Origin of the sequence: Pseudogemmobacter bohemicus, from assembly GCF_003290025.1 — a bacterium.
GTDB classification, from domain to species: domain Bacteria; phylum Pseudomonadota; class Alphaproteobacteria; order Rhodobacterales; family Rhodobacteraceae; genus Pseudogemmobacter; species Pseudogemmobacter bohemicus.
In genome coordinates this window covers 1124976-1141279 of sequence record NZ_QNHG01000002.1, presented here as the reverse complement: position 1 = coordinate 1141279, position 16304 = coordinate 1124976, and the positions used below count along the sequence as shown (strand labels likewise).

Genomic DNA, 16304 nt, shown 5'->3' with positions numbered 1-16304 from the left:
CCGCGCTCATAGCTGCGCCAGCCGGAAACGGCGCACGACATGGATAAAGAACGGCCCACCCAGCAGCGCCGCGATGATCCCGGCGCCCACCTCGGCCGGCGGCGCCACCACCCGGCCCAGAATATCCGCCCCGGTCAGGATCGCCGCCCCGAAGATCGCGGCCAGCGGCAAAAGCAGGCGATTATCCGGCCCGGTCAGCGCCCGCGCCAGATGCGGCGCGACAAGGCCGATAAAGGCAATCGGCCCCGCGCAGGCGGTAGCAGCCCCGGCCAGGATCATCACCGCGAGGCAGGACAGCGCCCAGACCCTGGCCGGCCGCACCCCGAGCGCCTCGCCCATCTCGACCCCCATCGCCAGCGCGTTCAGATCGCGCGCGAGCAACAGCGCCAGCCCGCCCCCGGCCAGCAGCGCCATCAGCATCACCAGCGCAACCAGCGGCCCGCGCCCCTCCAGCATGCCGGCGCCCCAGTTGCGGAAAATATCCAGCACCTCAAGCCGCGCATTCAGGATGACAAAGCCGGTCGCGGCGCCAAGCAGCACCGAAAGCCCCGCCCCGGCCAGCACAAGACGCACCGGATCAGTCCCCGAACCATGCGCGCGACCCAGGAAAAACACCGCCACCCCAGCCAGCCCCGCGCCCAGAAAGCCGAACCAGACGTAATGGGTGATCTGCGTCATCCCGAGTGCCGATGCCCCCAGCACCACGGCCATCGCCGCGCCGGAATTGACGCCCAGAAGGCCAGGCTCCGCCAGCGGGTTGCGCGTCACCGCCTGCATGACGCCACCGGCCAGGCCAAGCGCCGCCCCCGCGCTTAGCGCCAGCAGGGTGCGCGGCACCCGCAGCTCGCGCAGGATCAGATGCAGGTCATTGCCGGGATCATAGGCAAAAATGGCCCGCCAGGCCTCGACCGGTGGCACTGCGCGCGAGCCGATGGCAAGGCTCAACACCGACAGCAGCAAAAGGACCGGCACCCCAAGCAGCAGGATGCCCGCCACCCCGCGCTGACCTCTGCCGCGGCGGGTCATTTGGTGAAATAGGACGCGACCGTCGCGAGGATATCGAGGCCGGAATAGTAATCGACCCGGAACGAGGTCGGCCCCAGCGGCCAGACCTGGCCCGTTTTGATCGCCGGCAGATTGGCCAGAACCGGGTCGGCCATAAAGGCCTCGACGCTTTCCCCGGTGCCATTCAGCAGGAACACCCCCTGGCCGGTGATCGCAGCCGCAAGGTTCTCATGCGAGATGAAATCGAAATCCGACGAGCGGGTGGTCTGATCCGCCATCACCTCCGGCAGGCCGGTGACGGTGAAGCCAAGGCTCGCCAGCAGTTTCGCCTGGGGGCTGGTGGGTTTCGAGACCGCGAAGGTGCCCCCGAAATTGTATGAGACGATGCTGACGCTGCCTTCGGGGATGGTCAGACCCGCCGCGACATCTGCGGCCTTGCGGTCGAAATCGGCAATCACCGCCTCGGCCCCCGCCTCACGACCGGTGGCGCGACCGATCTGGCGGGCCAGATCCTCCCACCCGCCCGAAGAATAGTCGATCACCAGCACCTTCATGCCCTGGGCCTGCAATTCCGGCACGAAAGGCAGGATGGAATCGCCACCAGTGGCCGAGGCGACCACCAGATCCGGATCGGCGAGGATCAGCGATTCAATGTCAAAGGTCAGATTGCCGTAAAGCAGGCTGACACCGGCAGCATCGGCTTCGGCCGCCCATTGCAGGAAAAAGCCCTTCTCATCGGTCAGCGGCCCGATCATCGCGGTCGAGGTCGCTTTCACCGGCGCGCCGATGGCCAGCAGGATCCCCGTCAGGCTGGGCGCGGTCGAGGCGATATTCTGCGGCACCGCGTCCAGCACCAGATCTCCCCCCGAAGCACTCCCGGGCTGTGCGATGGTTCGCGGCCAGCCCTCTTCGGCCAAAGCAGGAAACGGCAGGAAACAGGCGGCCAGGATCAGAGTACGCAGCATTTGGCCTCCTCAGACCGGCAGGTCGATATCGCCGACATTTTCCAGCGTCAGCCCTTCGGCGCGCAGCGCCTCATATTCCGCCAGCCGCGCCCGGTCGAGATCCGAGCTGCTCATGCCCTTTTTCCAGTAGCCCAGCACCTGGAGATCCGCCCGCGCCACCCCGGCGCCGCGCAGATGGTTGCGCAGATCGCGCATCTCGACCCGCTCGCCGGCGGCCCAGACGGTCCAGCCGGCGGGGTCCGGCAGCGCCTTCGCGGCCCCGATCAGGTACTTGCCGCTGCCCGGCGCCACCCCGGCGGGGCGCAGCAAAAGATGCAGCCTCACCCCCTCGGGACGCGGCAGTTCCTCAAACGCGGCGTGGTCGGGGGTCTCGATCCAGGCCTCGCCCTGCAAACCGGCGGGCCAGGCCTTCAGAATCGCATAAACGGCCGGAATCGCGGTTTCATCGGCAAAGATCGCTGCGCGTTTGTCGCCCGAGGGCAGCGGGATGAAATGCTGGCGCGGGCCGATCATCGGCAGCACCGTGCCCGGCTTTGCCGCGCGCAGCCAGCGCATGGCGGGGCTGTCATCCTCATGGATCACGAAGTCGATTTCAACCTGGCTCGTCACCGGATCAAAGCTGCGGATCGTATAGACCCGCACTACGGGGCGCTGACCGGCAGGCTCCTCGACCGCGATGCGCACGGCCTGGTTCGGCGGCATCCAGGGGGCGGGGTCCAGCGGCGCGATCCGCCCGGTCACCCGCGCGACCGAGGCGAAGGGGTAAGTGACCCGGACGACCTCCATCGCGATGCGCTCCATTCCGCGCATATGGTCGTCTTCTTCGAGAATCCCGCTGCGGTCTTCGACGGACTCGCTATTGCTTGCGGTCATGCTGCTCTCCTTCGCCGTCCCGGACGGGGTCTCGCCGCCCCTTTCGGACGCATCGCATGTCGGGAAATGGCTCGCCGCCGGCGCTTGGCCGGGATGGCATGGCTGCCTCCCATATTGCAGAGCACGTCCTGCAATGCAATACGGATGGCCGGCCAAAAATCCCCGCGCCGCCGATCCGGGAACAGGAGAAAGCGATGACAGACCGCCTGAGCGCCGAAGAGATCACGCTGCGCTACGAGGCGCGGGTGATTTCACGCGACCTGTCGCTCAGCGTGCCGGACCGGTCTTTCACCGTGGTGGTCGGGCCGAATGCCTGCGGGAAATCGACCCTTCTCAGGGCGCTGTCGCGGCTGTTGCAGCCAGAGCGCGGGCGGGTGGTGCTGGATGGCAAGGCGATCCACGAGCTCCCCTCGCGCGAGGTGGCGCGACGACTGGGTCTCTTGCCGCAATCCCCCATCGCGCCGGATGGCATCACGGTCTCGGACCTGGTGGCACGGGGGCGCTTCCCGCATCAGAGCTTTCTCAGGCAATGGTCACCGGCGGATGAGGCGGCGCTGGCCCGCGCGCTGCACGATACCGGCACCGAAGACCTTGCCGACCGGCCAGTGGCGGAGCTTTCGGGCGGGCAGCGGCAAAGGGTCTGGATCGCAATGGCACTGGCGCAAGAGACGCCGATCCTGCTTCTGGACGAGCCGACGACATTCCTGGACATCGTGCATCAGGTCGATCTGCTGGAGTTGCTGGCCCGGCTGAACCGCGAGGGGCGCACGGTGGTGGCGGTGCTGCATGAGCTGAACCTCGCCTTCCGCTACGCCACTCATCTGATCGCCATGCGCGAGGGGCAGATCGTGGCGACCGGCGCCCCGGATCAGATCGTGACGCCGGACCTCATGCGCGATGTCTTCGACCTTCCGGCACTGGTGATGCCCGATCCGCTGACCGGGCGCCCGATGGTGGTGCCGCATCCGCGCAAGACGGATCAGACCTGATCCAGCACGCTTTGCCCACCGGTTGCGCGGTTGATCAGCCGGGCCACATCCTGTAGCGCCAGCCGGTCACCCGGCGCATTCAGCTTGCCCAGATCGGTCACCGTTGTGACCACGCAGCTCAGCTCTCCCTGGGCGTCGAGAACCGGCGCGGCCTGGCCGGTCACGCCGGACAAAAGGTGGTTGCTCAGCTCGGCCCAACCCTCGCGGCGGATCTTCTCGATCTGCGGGCGCGGCACCGGATCGCCGGCAAAAGCCGGGGGCTGGATGCGGCGCGCAGCCTCGATTGTGGCGCGCGGCAGGAAGGCCTGAAAGACCTGACCGCAGGCGGAATTGTCGATGGGCAACACGTCGCCCAGCTGCACCGGAGAGATCGCGAAAAGCGCGCTGCGATACCAGCGCACCAGGGTGGGGCCGCGTTCCGTCCAGATCGCCACGCCACCGCTGATCGCATGATTGCCCGCAAGCTGCTTCATCTGGATCCCGGCCATCTCGACCGCATCGACCCGGCGCAAGGCCGCGATCCCAATCGACAAAGCCGCTGCGCCCAGGTCGTAATGGCTGGAAACCGGATCCTGCACCGCCAGCCCCTCTTTCACGAGGCTCTGCATGTAGCGATGCGCGGTTGACCGACCGGTGCGCGACAGCCGCGCCAGCTCCCCCAGCGGCAGGGCGCGCTCGGCCGTGGCAAGGATGTTCAGAAAGCGCATCGCGACCGAGATCGACTGGATCGTGGTGATGCGCTTTGCGTCACCTCCGCCGGCATCCTCATCGGGGAACAGCTCGAATTCCATCATCGCCCTGGGGAGTCCTCTGCCTCGGGTATCCCGCCGGCTGTCAGGGCCGCGCGCTCTGGCGTGACCTTAGTGCGTCAGCCGGCCTGCGGTAAAGGGCTATGGCCGCGCAGCTGAATTGACTTGCATGACACGTTATGCAATGCGGAACGAGTCATATGCCGCCAGCTCCCTCGCCCGCCTCCGCATGTGCTTCACCAGAGATCGGGGAACACCATGCCGAACAGATATCCCGGCCGGCTGGCGCGAGGGGCCAGCCTGCTTTCCATCATCGCAGCCCTTGCGGCCGCACCCGCCCATGCGCAGGAAGAACCCGCCGAGCTGGGCACCATCTACCTCACCGGCGAAAAGCAGCTTCGCGACCTCAAGGGCACCGCCTCCTCGGTCACCCTGCTGACCGCCGAAGAGCTTGCACGCGAGAAGCCGGGCAAGGATGATGTGCATGACGTGCTGGCCGGCACGCCGAACGTCACCTATGCCGACAATGTTTCGACCCCGGTGATCCGTGGCCAGAATGCCGAGGGCCCGCATACCGGCGCCACCGCCTTCTTTGCCGGCGCCCTGCCGCGCGCCACGATCAATCTCGACGGCCATTACCTCAGCTGGGCCGAGCTGTATTTCGGCGGCGCCGCCACCTGGGATGTCGAAAGCGTCGAGGTCTTCCGCGGCCCCCAGACCACCAGCCAGGGCGCCAATGCCATTGGCGGCGCGATCATCGTCAACACCAAAGACCCGAGCTGGACGCCCGAAGGCGCCTACCGGCTGGAATTCGGCAATTACAAACAACGCCGGGCGTCATTCGCCTGGTCGGGGCCGATCAATGACCAGCTGGCGGTGCGCGTCGCGCTGGACTATTCGGCCCGCGACACCTTTATCGACTATGTCAGCCCGCGTTTTACCCAGAACGAGATCGGCCAGGATTTCAGCAATCTGACCGGGCGGGTGAAATTCCTCTGGGAGCCAGCCGATATCGACGGGCTCTCGGTGAAACTCACCTATAGCCGTGCCGATGTGACCCGGCCAAGCGCCGAGGGTGCCGCACCGGATCCGGAATACAGCGATCTGCGTTCGACCACGATCTGGATGCCGGGCTGGGATCAGGTCACCGATACCGGCATCATTGATATCGACTACGATCTCGGCAACGGCATCTCGCTGAACAACAAATTCGAGATGTCTTCCTCGACGGTCGAACGCCGTGTCGGCACGCCGACCGCCGGCGACGCGAATATGTGGCGCGACAATTACTCGAATGAAAGCAAGCTGACCTTCGGCACCCCCGAGGATGTGCTTTCCGGCGTGGCCGGGCTTTACATCGCCTATGCCGATCAGGATGAATGGCTGAACCAGGGCGGCATCTCGACCTTCAACGACAAGAAGAACCAACTGGGCGTTTACGGCGAACTCAGCTGGCGCATCGACCAGCAATGGACCCTGACCGGCGGGCTGCGCTATCAGCGCGACCATCTGCGGCGCCAGGGCGATGTTTCGCCCTTCTTTGCCAATAGCGATGTCGATTACGAGCATACATTCGAGGAAGTGCTGCCCAAGCTCGCCCTGTCCTATGCGGCAACTCCGGACTGGACGCTCGGCGCGGTGATCTCCAAGGGCTATAACCCGGGCGGCGTCTCGCTGGATTTCCAGGGCACAAAATCCTGGACCAAATTCGATGCGGAAACCGTGTGGAATTACGAGCTGTTCAGCCGCGCGAACCTGATGGAAGACCGGCTCTTCCTGACCGGAAACCTGTTCTACATGGATTACAAGAACCAACAGCACAGCATCTCGCAGCTGGTTGGCGGCATGACCCACGTACAGACGGTGAATGCGGAAAAGGCCAATGCTTACGGGCTTGAGGTTTCGATGGATTACCGCCCCATCGACACGCTGACGCTGCGGGCAAGCGCCGGGCTGCTGAAAACCGAGATCAGGGAAATGTCGGCCTTCCCGGGCTGGGAGGGCAATGATTTTGCCCGCTCCCCCGGCAAAACCATTTCGCTGGGGGCCCAATGGGATGTGACCGACCGCTTCTCGCTGGGCGGCCAGGCGCGGTTTACCGATGGATATTATTCCAATACCGCCAATACCCCGGCCTATGAGGTGGACAATTACACCCTGGTCGATATCCATGCCAGCTATAAGGTCCGGGACAATCTCGAAGTCTATGGCTTTGTGAACAACCTGTTTGACGAGCGTACGCCCACTTTGCTGGAACCGGCGCGCGGCACGGTCTTGTTCACGCAAGGCTCGATGACCTCGCCCCGGATGTTCGGCATCGGCATTCGCGGCACGTTCTGAGCCGCGCGCACAGACACCATGACCGGCCCGGACCCGGGCCGGTCATTCAATGAAAGACAGGCAGGGCGATGAAGCTCCGACCGAAACTCTGCATCGGCATTTCCCTTGCGCCAACATGGCTTTCGGGTGAGGGCTGGCGCCTTCCCGGCAGCGGTATCGAGGGGCTCTATTCCAGCGATTTCGCGCTGGCGACCGCCCGGGCGGCCGAGGCGGCGCATCTCGATTTCGTCTTCCGCCCGGATGCGAGCTTTCTGCCGCTGCCGGTGATGGAGCAGTCCTTCGGCTTTTCCAGCCTGGACGCGACGCTGCTGATGACCTCGATCGCGCGCGACACGGCGAAAATCGGGCTGATCACCACGATTTCCACGACATTCGGCCATCCCTATCTGGCGGCCCGTCAACTGATGTCGCTGCATTGGCTGAGCCAGGGCCGCGCCGGCTGGAATGTGGTTACCGCCTTGCAGGGCAATGAGAATTTCGGCGTCTCCGAGATGCCCTCGTCAGAGGCCCGCTATGCCCGCGCGGCCGAATTCACCGAAGTGGTGCGCCGGCTCTGGGCCAGTTTTCCGGCGGATGCCCTGCTGATCGACCGCGACGCCGGGCGCTATGCCGATACCGATCTGATCCTGCCGATCAACCATCGCGGCCCGGGGTTTGAGGTTCAGGGGCCATTGAACCTGCCCGCCTTTCCCGGCCCTGGCCTGCCGCTGATGCAGGCGGGCGGCTCGGCCACCGGTGTCGATTTCGCCGGTCAGGTCGCCGATATGGTGTTCGGGATGACGCCGGATCTGGCCTCGGCCAGCCGGATGCGCGAGGCGCTTTCCGCCCGCGCCCTGGCGCATCGGCGCGCACCGCAGAATGTGCGGCTCTTGCCGGGCCTCAGCCTCTATCTGGGAAAGTCACGCGATGAGGCCCGCGCTTTGTTTCAGGCCAATCACCGCCGCGTCACCCGCGCGCAGCGCATCCAGCGGGTGCAGGAGGCGACCGGCATTGACCTCTCCACCTGGCCCGATGACCGTAAGGTGACGCTGGCCGATCTGCCGAAAGCGCATAATTCACAGCGCTCGCCCAGCCATTGCGCGCTGCTCAGGCATATCGTCGAGGCCGACAGCCCCACCGTTGCGCAGCTGCTGGCGCGGCCCGAGATCCTGTCCTCGGTGCATTGGCAGATCATCGGCACGCCCGAAGATGCCGCCATCGAGATCGCCGCCTGGCATGAGGCCGGCGCAATTGACGGCTTTATAGCCGTGCCGGGCGGCGCGCCGGAATCGCTGCGCCTGACGCTGGAAGACCTTGTGCCGCGTCTGGTGGAAGATGGCCGCTTCCGCCGGAATTACCAGGGTCAGACGCTGTTCTCGCATCTGACCGAGGAATGACCCCGCCCGGCCTGGCCGGACGGGACGGGTTTCAGCGCTCTGCCGCCGCCAGCGCCTCGGCTTTCGGGACCGAGAGCCAGACCGCCAGGATGAACCCGGCCACACCGCCAAGGAGTTTGCCAAGGATCAGCGGCGCGATCAGCGTCGGCTGGAAATTCGCCGTGAAAGCAAGGTGATCGCCGAAGGTGAAGGCGGCGCAAACGGCAAAGGCAATCGCCACAACCTTGTCGCGCGGCCGCATCTTTTCGACCAGGCGGAACATCGCAAGGATATTGGCACAGGCCGCCAGCAACCCCGCCGCACCCTCGGGCGCCACGCCGATCTTCGCGCCCAGCACCTCCATCGGTTTCGCGAGGTATTTGGTCAAAAGGTAGACCATCGGGAAGGCGCCGGCGAGCATGATGCCGATATAGCCCGCCACTTCCAGCGCGCGGAACTGGTCGGCCTCATCCGCGATGATCGGGTCAAAGCCCCAATACCCGAAGACATTGGTGAAGAAGCCGGTGAAATATTCAACAATCGAGGCCACCAGCACCAGGGTGATCCCGGCATACATGATCTTTCCGAACCAGAGAAATCCGGTGATCATCGCATCCGGCGCAAAGCGCAGCCCCAGGGCAATTGCCACGCAGAAAATGATCAGCGGCAACAGGTTGCGGAAAATCTCGCCAAAGCCCAGCGTCAGGGCGAAGCTGGCATCAGATGCGGTCGAGACATCCGGGCGGATATCCAGACCCGACAGCGCAATCACCGTGCAGGAGATCAGCACCCCGATCGGCACCGACAGGATCCCCGACATGATCCCCAGCGCCATATATTTGTGGTCCGCCTTTTTCAGCATGGCGAGGCCCACCGGGATCGAGAAGATGATCGTCGCCCCCGACATGAAGCCCACCACGGTCGCAATCGTCCAGGCCTCACGCGTCTGCGCCAGGCTGTCGGCCAGCTGATAGCCGCCCATATCGCCCGCGATCACCGTGGTCGCGGCAATCGACGGGTCGGCTCCGACCAGCGCGAACAAAGGCCCGGCGGCGAATTCGATAAAATGTGAAAGATAGGGGATCGCGGCCATGATGCCGGCCACGGGAATAAAGATCGGGCCGATGGAATGCAGACCTTCGGTGAACTCTTTTCCAAGCCCCTTTTCAGGGTCGTGGATCGCGGCAATCGCACCGAGAACGGCGCAGACCATGATCAGCCAGATAATATATGTTCCAATGGAAGCCATTGCTGTCCCTCCTGTTGATTATTGTTTTCATTGATAAAAGGCCGGACCACGACGGGCCCGGCCTTTGGGTCTTATGCTTTGACGCGTAACGAGCCCGGGTCGTAAAGCGGGTCGAGATGCAGTTTCGCGGGCCAGGTCTCATTGGCGACGACCAGCTCATAGCGGCCCGTTTGCAGGAAGGCGTCGCTGACGCCCTCATCATTGCGGACATAGCCAAAGCCGATGGGTGTTTGCAGGCTGTAACCATAGCCTCCGCTCGTCAGATAGCCGACCGGAACGCCATCCCTCAGGATGGTCTCGCGGCCCAGCAGCACCACATCGGGGTTGTCGGTGGTGAAGCCCGCCAGCCGTTTCACCAGCGGCGCCGCCGCCGCCGTCACACAGGCCGCACGCCCGATGAAATCGGTGCCGGATTTCAGCTTGACCGCCCAGCCCAGACCCGCCTCGAACGGATTGTCATTCGGGGTGATATCCGAGCCCCAGGCACGGTAGCCTTTTTCCAGCCGCAGGCTCTCAATCGCGCGGTAACCGGTCGGACGGATGCCATGCTTCGCGCCCGCCGCCATCAGCGCGTCGAACACATCGCCGGTGCCGGCAAGGGGCACATGCAGCTCCCATCCCAGCTCGCCCACATAGGTGACCCGCAGCGCGCGGACCTGGTGGCCGGCAATGTCCAAAAGCCGCACCGCGCCAAAGGGGAAACCGGCATTCGACACATCCGCGCCGGTAACCGAGGCCAGCACATCGCGTGCCTTCGGCCCCATCAGCGACAGCGTGCCATAATCCTCGGTGACATCGCGGATCGCCACATCGCCCAGAGGCAGATGTTCGGCAATCCAGGCGAGGTCATGGGTGCGGGACCCCGTTCCGGTCACGATATAGAACCGGTCCTCCGCCAGCCGCGCCACGGTCAGATCGCATTCGATACCGCCGCGCGAATTCAGAATCTGGGTATAGGTCAGCCGCCCCGGCGCTTTCGCGACGGTATTCGCACAGATCAGCTCCAGCGCCGCCGCCGCCCCTGCCCCCGTCACCTCATATTTCGCGAAGGACGACTGGTCGAAAATACCGACCCCTTCGCGTACCAGCCGGTGCTCGCGGCCCACGGCCCCGAACCAGTTCTGACGGCCCATCGAATAGATATCGCGCGGCTCCTCACCCTGGCCTGCGAACCAGTTCGGTCGCTCCCATCCGAGTTTCGATCCGAACACCCCGCCATGATCTTTCAGCCGCGCAAACAGCGGCGAGGTGATGCGGGGCCGCCCGCTCGTGTATTCCTCATGCGGGAAGCCGATGGTGTAATGCTTGCCGTAAGCCTCGAGCGTGCGTTCCTCGACCCAGGCCCGGTCGCGGTGCAGCCCCGAGAAGCGGCGGATATCGACCGACCAGAGATCCAGCGGCGCCTCGCCCCGCATCACCCATTCCGCCAGCGCCCAGCCGGCGCCGCCTCCGCTTGCGATGCCAAAGGCATTGAACCCCGCGCCCACGAACATATTGGCGCATTCCGGGGCGAGGCCGAGGATGAAATTCCCGTCCGGCGTGAAGCTTTCCGGCCCGTTGATCATCTGCTTGAGGCCGGTTTCGGCAAGCTTCGGTACCCGGGCGATGGCTTGCGTCATATGCTGTTCAAAATGATCGAAATCATCATCAAACAGCTGGAAGGCGAACTGATCCGGCACATCGCCGCCGGGCAGCCCCGTATGCCAAGGTTGCGGGTTCGGCTCATAGCCGCCCATCACCAGACCACCGACTTCTTCCTTGAAATAGGTGCGCCGGTCCGGGTCGCGCAGCGTCGGCGCATCCGAGGCCAGGCCCTCGATCTTCTCCGTCACGATATATTGGTGTTTCACCGGTTGCAGCGGCACGTTGACGCCCGCCTTCGCCCCGATCTGCCGCGCCCATTGGCCGCCGCAATTGACAACCTTCTCGCAGGCAATCACGCCCTGGTCAGTCTCGACCGCCGTGATGCGGTTGCCGTCCATCTGAAAGCCGGTAACGCGGACATTTTCCACCAGCTTCGCGCCATGCATCCTGGCGCCTTTGGCCAGCGATTGCGTGATATCCGAAGGGCTTGCCTGCCCGTCGGTCGGCAGCCAGGAGGCGCCAACCAAATCCGAGACATCCATCAGCGGCCACATCCGTTTCACCTCTTCCGGCGAGACGAGATGCATCTCCATACCAAAGCTTTTCGCGGTGGTGGCAAGGCGGCGATATTCGGTCCAGCGATCCTCATTGGTCGCCAGCCGCAGACAGCCGGTCATCTTCCAGCCGGTCTCAAGCCCGGTCTCGGCGGCAAGGGTCTTATACAGATCAACGGAATATTTCAGAACTTTGGTGATCGAGGCCGAAGACCGCAGCTGCCCCACCAGCCCCGCCGCATGCCAGGTCGATCCCGATGTGATCTTGCCCTGTTCCAGCAGGATCACATCCGCCTTATGGTCGCGCGCCAGGTGATAGGCGGTCGAGCAGCCGATAATGCCGCCCCCGATCACCACGATCTGAGCATGTGCGGGCAGGGTCTGCGACATCAGGATATCTTTCCGTAAAGGCTGCGGTAATGGTCCAGCGCGGTCTCAAGCCGCGCGAGGTTTTCTTCGGTATAGGCGGGGTAATCGGTGCCGGGGGCGTTCAGATACAGCTCTGACGCCATGCTCCACATCGCCTCCCGCAAGAGGCTGGCGCATTGCATCGCCGCCATGGCGCGCAAAAGGCCCGGCGAGGGATCTTCGCCGAAATAGGCCCGAAGCAGCACGCGGGTCTCGGCCTCGCTGAAACCGGCATTCGACGAGACACCGGCCAGATCGAACATCGCGGTCGAGAACCCGGCATATTCAAAATCAATCAGCCAGAGCCGGCTGCCATCATCGAGGAAATTCGCCGGAAGCAGATCATTATGGCTGAAGATGATCGGCAGCGGGATCTGCGCCGCCTCCAGTTCATCGGCAAGGCTCAGATAGCGCGGCAGGTCTGCGGTCTTGCGGCTGCCTCCTTCGCGCAGGGTGCGGGCGTAATCGCGGATCACATGGAAGGGCCAGAAGATGAAACCCGGCCCCGTGACATGGCGCCCCATCTCGCGGTGGAAATCACCGATCAGCCGCGCGACGCCTTCGATAGTACCGCGCACGTCAGCGGCGTTGAACGTATGCGCGCTCAGGTGGCGGCTGACCATCACACCCGGGCCGGCATATTCCACCGCCGGCGCGAAGCCCGCAGCCTCGGCGGCGCGGGCGGTCATAATCTCCCGCTCCCGGATCACATGGTGGAACGTGTAATCCTTGCCGAACCGCACCACATGGCCGCCCGCCGCATCCCGCACCAGCCAGCTTTCATTGCTGATGCCGCCCAGCAGCGGCGCGATGCTGATCTCGCCCTGCCATAATGGCAGCGCCCCGATCAGCGCCGCCTTTTCCGGCGGAATTCTTGTCTCTCCGGTCATATGCCCCCTGCAGTCTTGCGCCGCATGATGGGAAAGACTGGCGGGGTCGGATCGGTTGCGTCAACAAAAATGTGGATTTATGCCCGAATTTGACTGATTACTGTGGAAGCGGGCAGAAACACCCGCCAAAGATGTGCAATCGGTCACAGGGTCAGGGCTTTTATGGATCATTCCCCCCGCCACACGCATATTCTGACCCTGCTTTCCCAGCGGGGAACGGTCGGAATCAACGATCTGGCGACGCTTCTTTGCGTCTCGGCAGAGACGATCCGGCGCGATGTGAAGCTGCTGGCCACGCGGGGCGAGATCGTGCGGATGCATGGCATGGTCGGGCTCGCCTCGGCGCTGCGCGAGGCGCCCTATGACCGGCGGATGCGCGAGAACCGGCTCGCCAAGGACGTGGTGGCGCGCCGCGCCGCCGCGACGATCCGCGACGGGGATTCGGTGATGCTGGATTGTGGCACGACGACCAGCCTGCTGGCCCGCGCGCTTTTGCAGCATCATCAGCTGACGGTGGTGACGAATTCTTCAGACATTGCCCGCACACTGGCGACGGTGAACGGCAACCAGGTCTATATGGCGGGTGGCAGGTTGCGGAGCGATAGTGGCGCCTCCTTCGGGGTCTCGGCGATAGATTTTGTCAGCCGGTTCAGCGTCGATCATGCGGTGATCTCGGCCGGGGCGATTGATGCTCTGACGGGGGTGATGGATTACGATCTGGAGGAGGCGGAATTCGCCCATGCGGTGCTGCGCTGCGGGCGCCGGCGGGTGGTGGTGACGGATGCGACGAAATTCGGAGTCCAGGGGCTGGTGCAGGTCTGTGGCTTCGGCTCGATTGACGAGGTGATCTGTGACACGCCCCCGCCCGGGGATCTCGCAGCAGCGCTGGCGGCAGCGGAGGTGACCGTCCGGGCCGGTGACTGAACCATGTCAGGGCCTGACAGCCCGCTCAGTCGCCAATAAAATCGCGCCAGCGACGGATGAGGTAATTGTGTTCGGGCATGATGGTTGACCAGACCGCGATGCGGGCGACGCGCTCCTGATAGCTGCCACCCTCACGGCGCTCGCCCTTGCGAACCACGATCTGCCCGCCGCCACCGGGAAGGTCTTCGCCCGCCGCCTCGCCGGCATACCAGAAAGCCCATTCGGCGGGGCTCAGCGTCTCGCGCAGCGGCTCGACCACCGACATGTAATAGCCCTGGCGCGCCATGATCGCGCCGGGAACACCGTCCAGCCACCAGTTAAGCCAGGCATAGGCCATATCGAGCCGCTCGCCCGACAGCGCGGCGGAAAGGCAAAGCCCGGAATGCCAGCCGCGATACCCTTCGGACGGCGCCGCATAGCGCAGGTCGCGCCCCATGGCGCGCATCGCATAGAAGGCGGGCGACCACAGCGCGGCAATTACCGGCCCTGCCCCGCTGCCCGAGGGCGTCATCAGCCGCACCGCATCCTCGGACGTCGCCCAGAAACGCGCGAAATGGCCCGAGCGGCGCAGCGGCATCAACACCGCGAAAAGCGCGTCGGTCTCTTCGATGGTCAGGTCGCCGGGATCGGCGATATCGACGAGGCCCGCCGCCCGCGCCGCCAGCGCAAGTTCGACCACACTCGCGGCAGGATCGGCAGCCAGAGCGGCGCGACCATGCCAGCGTCCGTCCAGCAGCCAGGCCCAGCTTTCGGGCTCTCCCGCCACGCGCAAAGCAGCGAGTTCCGGCGTCCAGACGAAACTGTCTACGTTATAAGTGGTTGGCAACATGGATATTTGCGGCGCGCCTCCGGGTTGTGGCTGCGCGGCAAGGCTGCGATCCGGCTGCACATAAAGCTGGCTGCCGGGCCAGGTGCCTGGCTGCCCCTGGCTGCCCCCCGGCCTCGTTCCGGCGATGGTCACCTCTGGCCAGCGGATCAGCCGCGCTGTGTCGATCGGTCGGATCGAGGCGGCTGTCCACAACAGATCGAGCGAGTGGAACCACTGATCATAGACGTCGAAACTGTCCGGAGCCATCACGCCCCGGCGCTGACAATCCAGCCCGTCCAGCACCTCGAACTGAATGCGGAACGGCAGATCGGCCTCCGCACGGGCGCAAAGCTCGGGTGTCAGCGTCGCAGGCGTTCCGATCACGCGCAGCACAGCGGCCATCAGGCACCCCCCTGATGCACCGGGATCATCCAGGCCACCTGATGCGGTGGCGGTAAAAGCGACAGCACCCGGAGCCGCGCCAGTGTCAGCCGCCCGATCCGCAACAGATGGCTGCGCATCAGGACCTGGGCGGCCTCGCCCTCGCCCCGGCCCAGATGATGCAGGATCCGCGCGTAATCCTGCAACGCGGCAAGGTCATCGGTCAGCGGAAAATGCTGCCGGAAGAGATGCGGCACCACCAGCGAGATCTGGTTGCGGCGGATCGAGGCCAGCAGGCGGGAATTCCTCAGACCCAGAAACATTTCCTGGAACATGGCCTGATCCAGCGCGTCCAGCGCCTGCGGATCAACGGCGGGAAAGGCCCGGATCAGCGCGGCGACCTGCGCCTCGAGCCCGGCCAGCCAGGCGCGATCCAGTGCCGGCAGGGCCAGGACCAGCGCCGCCGGCTCCATCAGCGCGCGCATTTCCAGCGTCTCGCGCAGGTCGCGCGCGGTCATCTGGCCGACGATCCAGTGCGATTTGCTGTCCTTGACGACAAGGCGGCGGTCCATCAGGCGCCAGAGCACCTCGCGCGCAACGGTGCGGCTGACATGGAAATGCCCCCCGAGCGCCTCTTCCTGGATCCGCCAGGACCCGAAGGGCATGGCGGCGGTGATCACCTCGCGTACCTGTTCGAAAATCCGCTCCCATGACGGCGAGCGGTCGATCTCCTCCGGCTCGCCGGTCAGAATCTGATGCAGGCGGCGCAAGGGCAGCTGCAGCGGCTCGGCCTGGCCCACTTTGTAGCCCTGGCCGCCAGTGTCACGGATCAGCCCCGCCTCGGCCAGCATCGCCAGCGCGCGCCGCACCGGTGCCCGGCTGACCCCCAGCTGACCGGCGACCGGCGCCTCTTTCAGCACGGTGCCGGGCGGGAATTCGCCCGCCCCGATCTTGCGCGCCAGGAGATCACGAATCGAGACATAGAGAAAGGCCGGCCGCGACCCTGCCGCCAGCGCCGGCATATCCGGGCTGGCCTGCATGAGGGTGGATTCGGCGGCGGTCCCGCGCATTTGCCCCGACCTCTTGTCTAACGAATACAATAGCCGCTCAGTTCCGGACAGACCCCGCCGGATTTTGCCTGCAAAACAGGCATATCCGGCACAGATCCGCGATTATGCGACCATGCGCCTTCTGTTTCCAGAACAAAATTGTGCATTGCATCCTAAGCCT

The 16304-nt window shown here is 64.8% G+C and carries 13 protein-coding genes; 4 read left to right on the top strand and 9 right to left on the bottom strand.

Annotated elements, in window-relative coordinates:
• Positions 1-6: 6 nt before the first annotated feature.
• Genes DRF71_RS13275 through DRF71_RS13265 form a run of 3 tightly spaced genes read right to left on the bottom strand, consistent with a single transcriptional unit; the run spans position 7 to position 2843 of the window.
• Positions 7-996, bottom strand: coding sequence for a FecCD family ABC transporter permease (locus DRF71_RS13275; RefSeq protein ID WP_232831492.1), 990 nt, complete (start codon positions 994-996; stop codon positions 7-9).
• 26 nt (positions 997-1022) lie between these two features.
• Positions 1023-1970, bottom strand: coding sequence for a Fe2+-enterobactin ABC transporter substrate-binding protein (gene fepB / locus DRF71_RS13270; protein ID WP_112310971.1), 948 nt, complete (start codon positions 1968-1970; stop codon positions 1023-1025).
• Positions 1971-1979: 9 nt separating this feature from the next.
• Positions 1980-2843, bottom strand: coding sequence for a siderophore-interacting protein (locus tag DRF71_RS13265; RefSeq protein ID WP_198672196.1), 864 nt, complete (start codon positions 2841-2843; stop codon positions 1980-1982).
• A gap of 194 nt (positions 2844-3037) precedes the next feature.
• Between DRF71_RS13265 and DRF71_RS13260 the strand changes: the two genes are divergently transcribed.
• Positions 3038-3832: an ABC transporter ATP-binding protein gene (locus DRF71_RS13260; protein ID WP_112311315.1), complete on the top strand. Its 795-nt coding sequence runs from the start codon at positions 3038-3040 to the stop codon at positions 3830-3832.
• On the opposite strand, the gene DRF71_RS13255 is transcribed toward DRF71_RS13260, so the two are convergent.
• Entirely contained in the window at positions 3823-4623 is an 801-nt protein-coding gene (locus DRF71_RS13255) for an IclR family transcriptional regulator (protein ID WP_232831491.1), read from the bottom strand. The genes DRF71_RS13260 and DRF71_RS13255 overlap by 10 nt on opposite strands.
• 216 nt (positions 4624-4839) lie before the next feature.
• Between DRF71_RS13255 and DRF71_RS13250 the strand changes: the two genes are divergently transcribed.
• Both DRF71_RS13250 and DRF71_RS13245 read left to right on the top strand, forming a co-directional pair.
• Entirely contained in the window at positions 4840-6921 is a 2082-nt protein-coding gene (locus DRF71_RS13250) for a TonB-dependent receptor (protein ID WP_112310969.1), read from the top strand.
• Between the two features lie 68 nt (positions 6922-6989).
• The gene (locus tag DRF71_RS13245; protein WP_112310968.1) at positions 6990-8297 is read left to right on the top strand and encodes an NtaA/DmoA family FMN-dependent monooxygenase; all 1308 of its coding nucleotides are present in this window, start codon (positions 6990-6992) and stop codon (positions 8295-8297) included.
• Positions 8298-8328: 31 nt separating this feature from the next.
• Here DRF71_RS13245 and eutH read toward each other — a convergent pair whose 3' ends face one another.
• From eutH to DRF71_RS13230, 3 genes are all read right to left on the bottom strand, one after another.
• Positions 8329-9525, bottom strand: coding sequence for an ethanolamine utilization protein EutH (eutH, locus tag DRF71_RS13240; protein WP_112310967.1), 1197 nt, complete (start codon positions 9523-9525; stop codon positions 8329-8331).
• Positions 9526-9596: 71 nt separating this feature from the next.
• Positions 9597-12053: a GcvT family protein gene (locus DRF71_RS13235; protein WP_112310966.1), complete on the bottom strand. Its 2457-nt coding sequence runs from the start codon at positions 12051-12053 to the stop codon at positions 9597-9599.
• Positions 12053-12961 (bottom strand): phosphotransferase, encoded by a 909-nt coding sequence (locus DRF71_RS13230; protein WP_112310965.1) that lies wholly within the window; start codon positions 12959-12961, stop codon positions 12053-12055. The genes DRF71_RS13235 and DRF71_RS13230 overlap by 1 nt, the downstream gene beginning before the upstream one ends.
• 162 nt (positions 12962-13123) lie before the next feature.
• On the opposite strand from DRF71_RS13230, the gene DRF71_RS13225 reads away from it, so the two are divergent.
• The gene (locus DRF71_RS13225; protein WP_112310964.1) at positions 13124-13885 is read left to right on the top strand and encodes a DeoR/GlpR family DNA-binding transcription regulator; all 762 of its coding nucleotides are present in this window, start codon (positions 13124-13126) and stop codon (positions 13883-13885) included.
• A 25-nt stretch (positions 13886-13910) separates the two neighbouring features.
• Here DRF71_RS13225 and DRF71_RS13220 read toward each other — a convergent pair whose 3' ends face one another.
• Positions 13911-15095, bottom strand: a complete 1185-nt coding sequence (locus tag DRF71_RS13220) for an ABC transporter substrate-binding protein (protein WP_112310963.1) — start codon at positions 15093-15095, stop codon at positions 13911-13913.
• Positions 15095-16144 (bottom strand): GntR family transcriptional regulator, encoded by a 1050-nt coding sequence (locus DRF71_RS13215; protein WP_112310962.1) that lies wholly within the window; start codon positions 16142-16144, stop codon positions 15095-15097. The genes DRF71_RS13220 and DRF71_RS13215 overlap by 1 nt, the downstream gene beginning before the upstream one ends.
• Between the last annotated feature and the right edge of the window lie 160 nt (positions 16145-16304).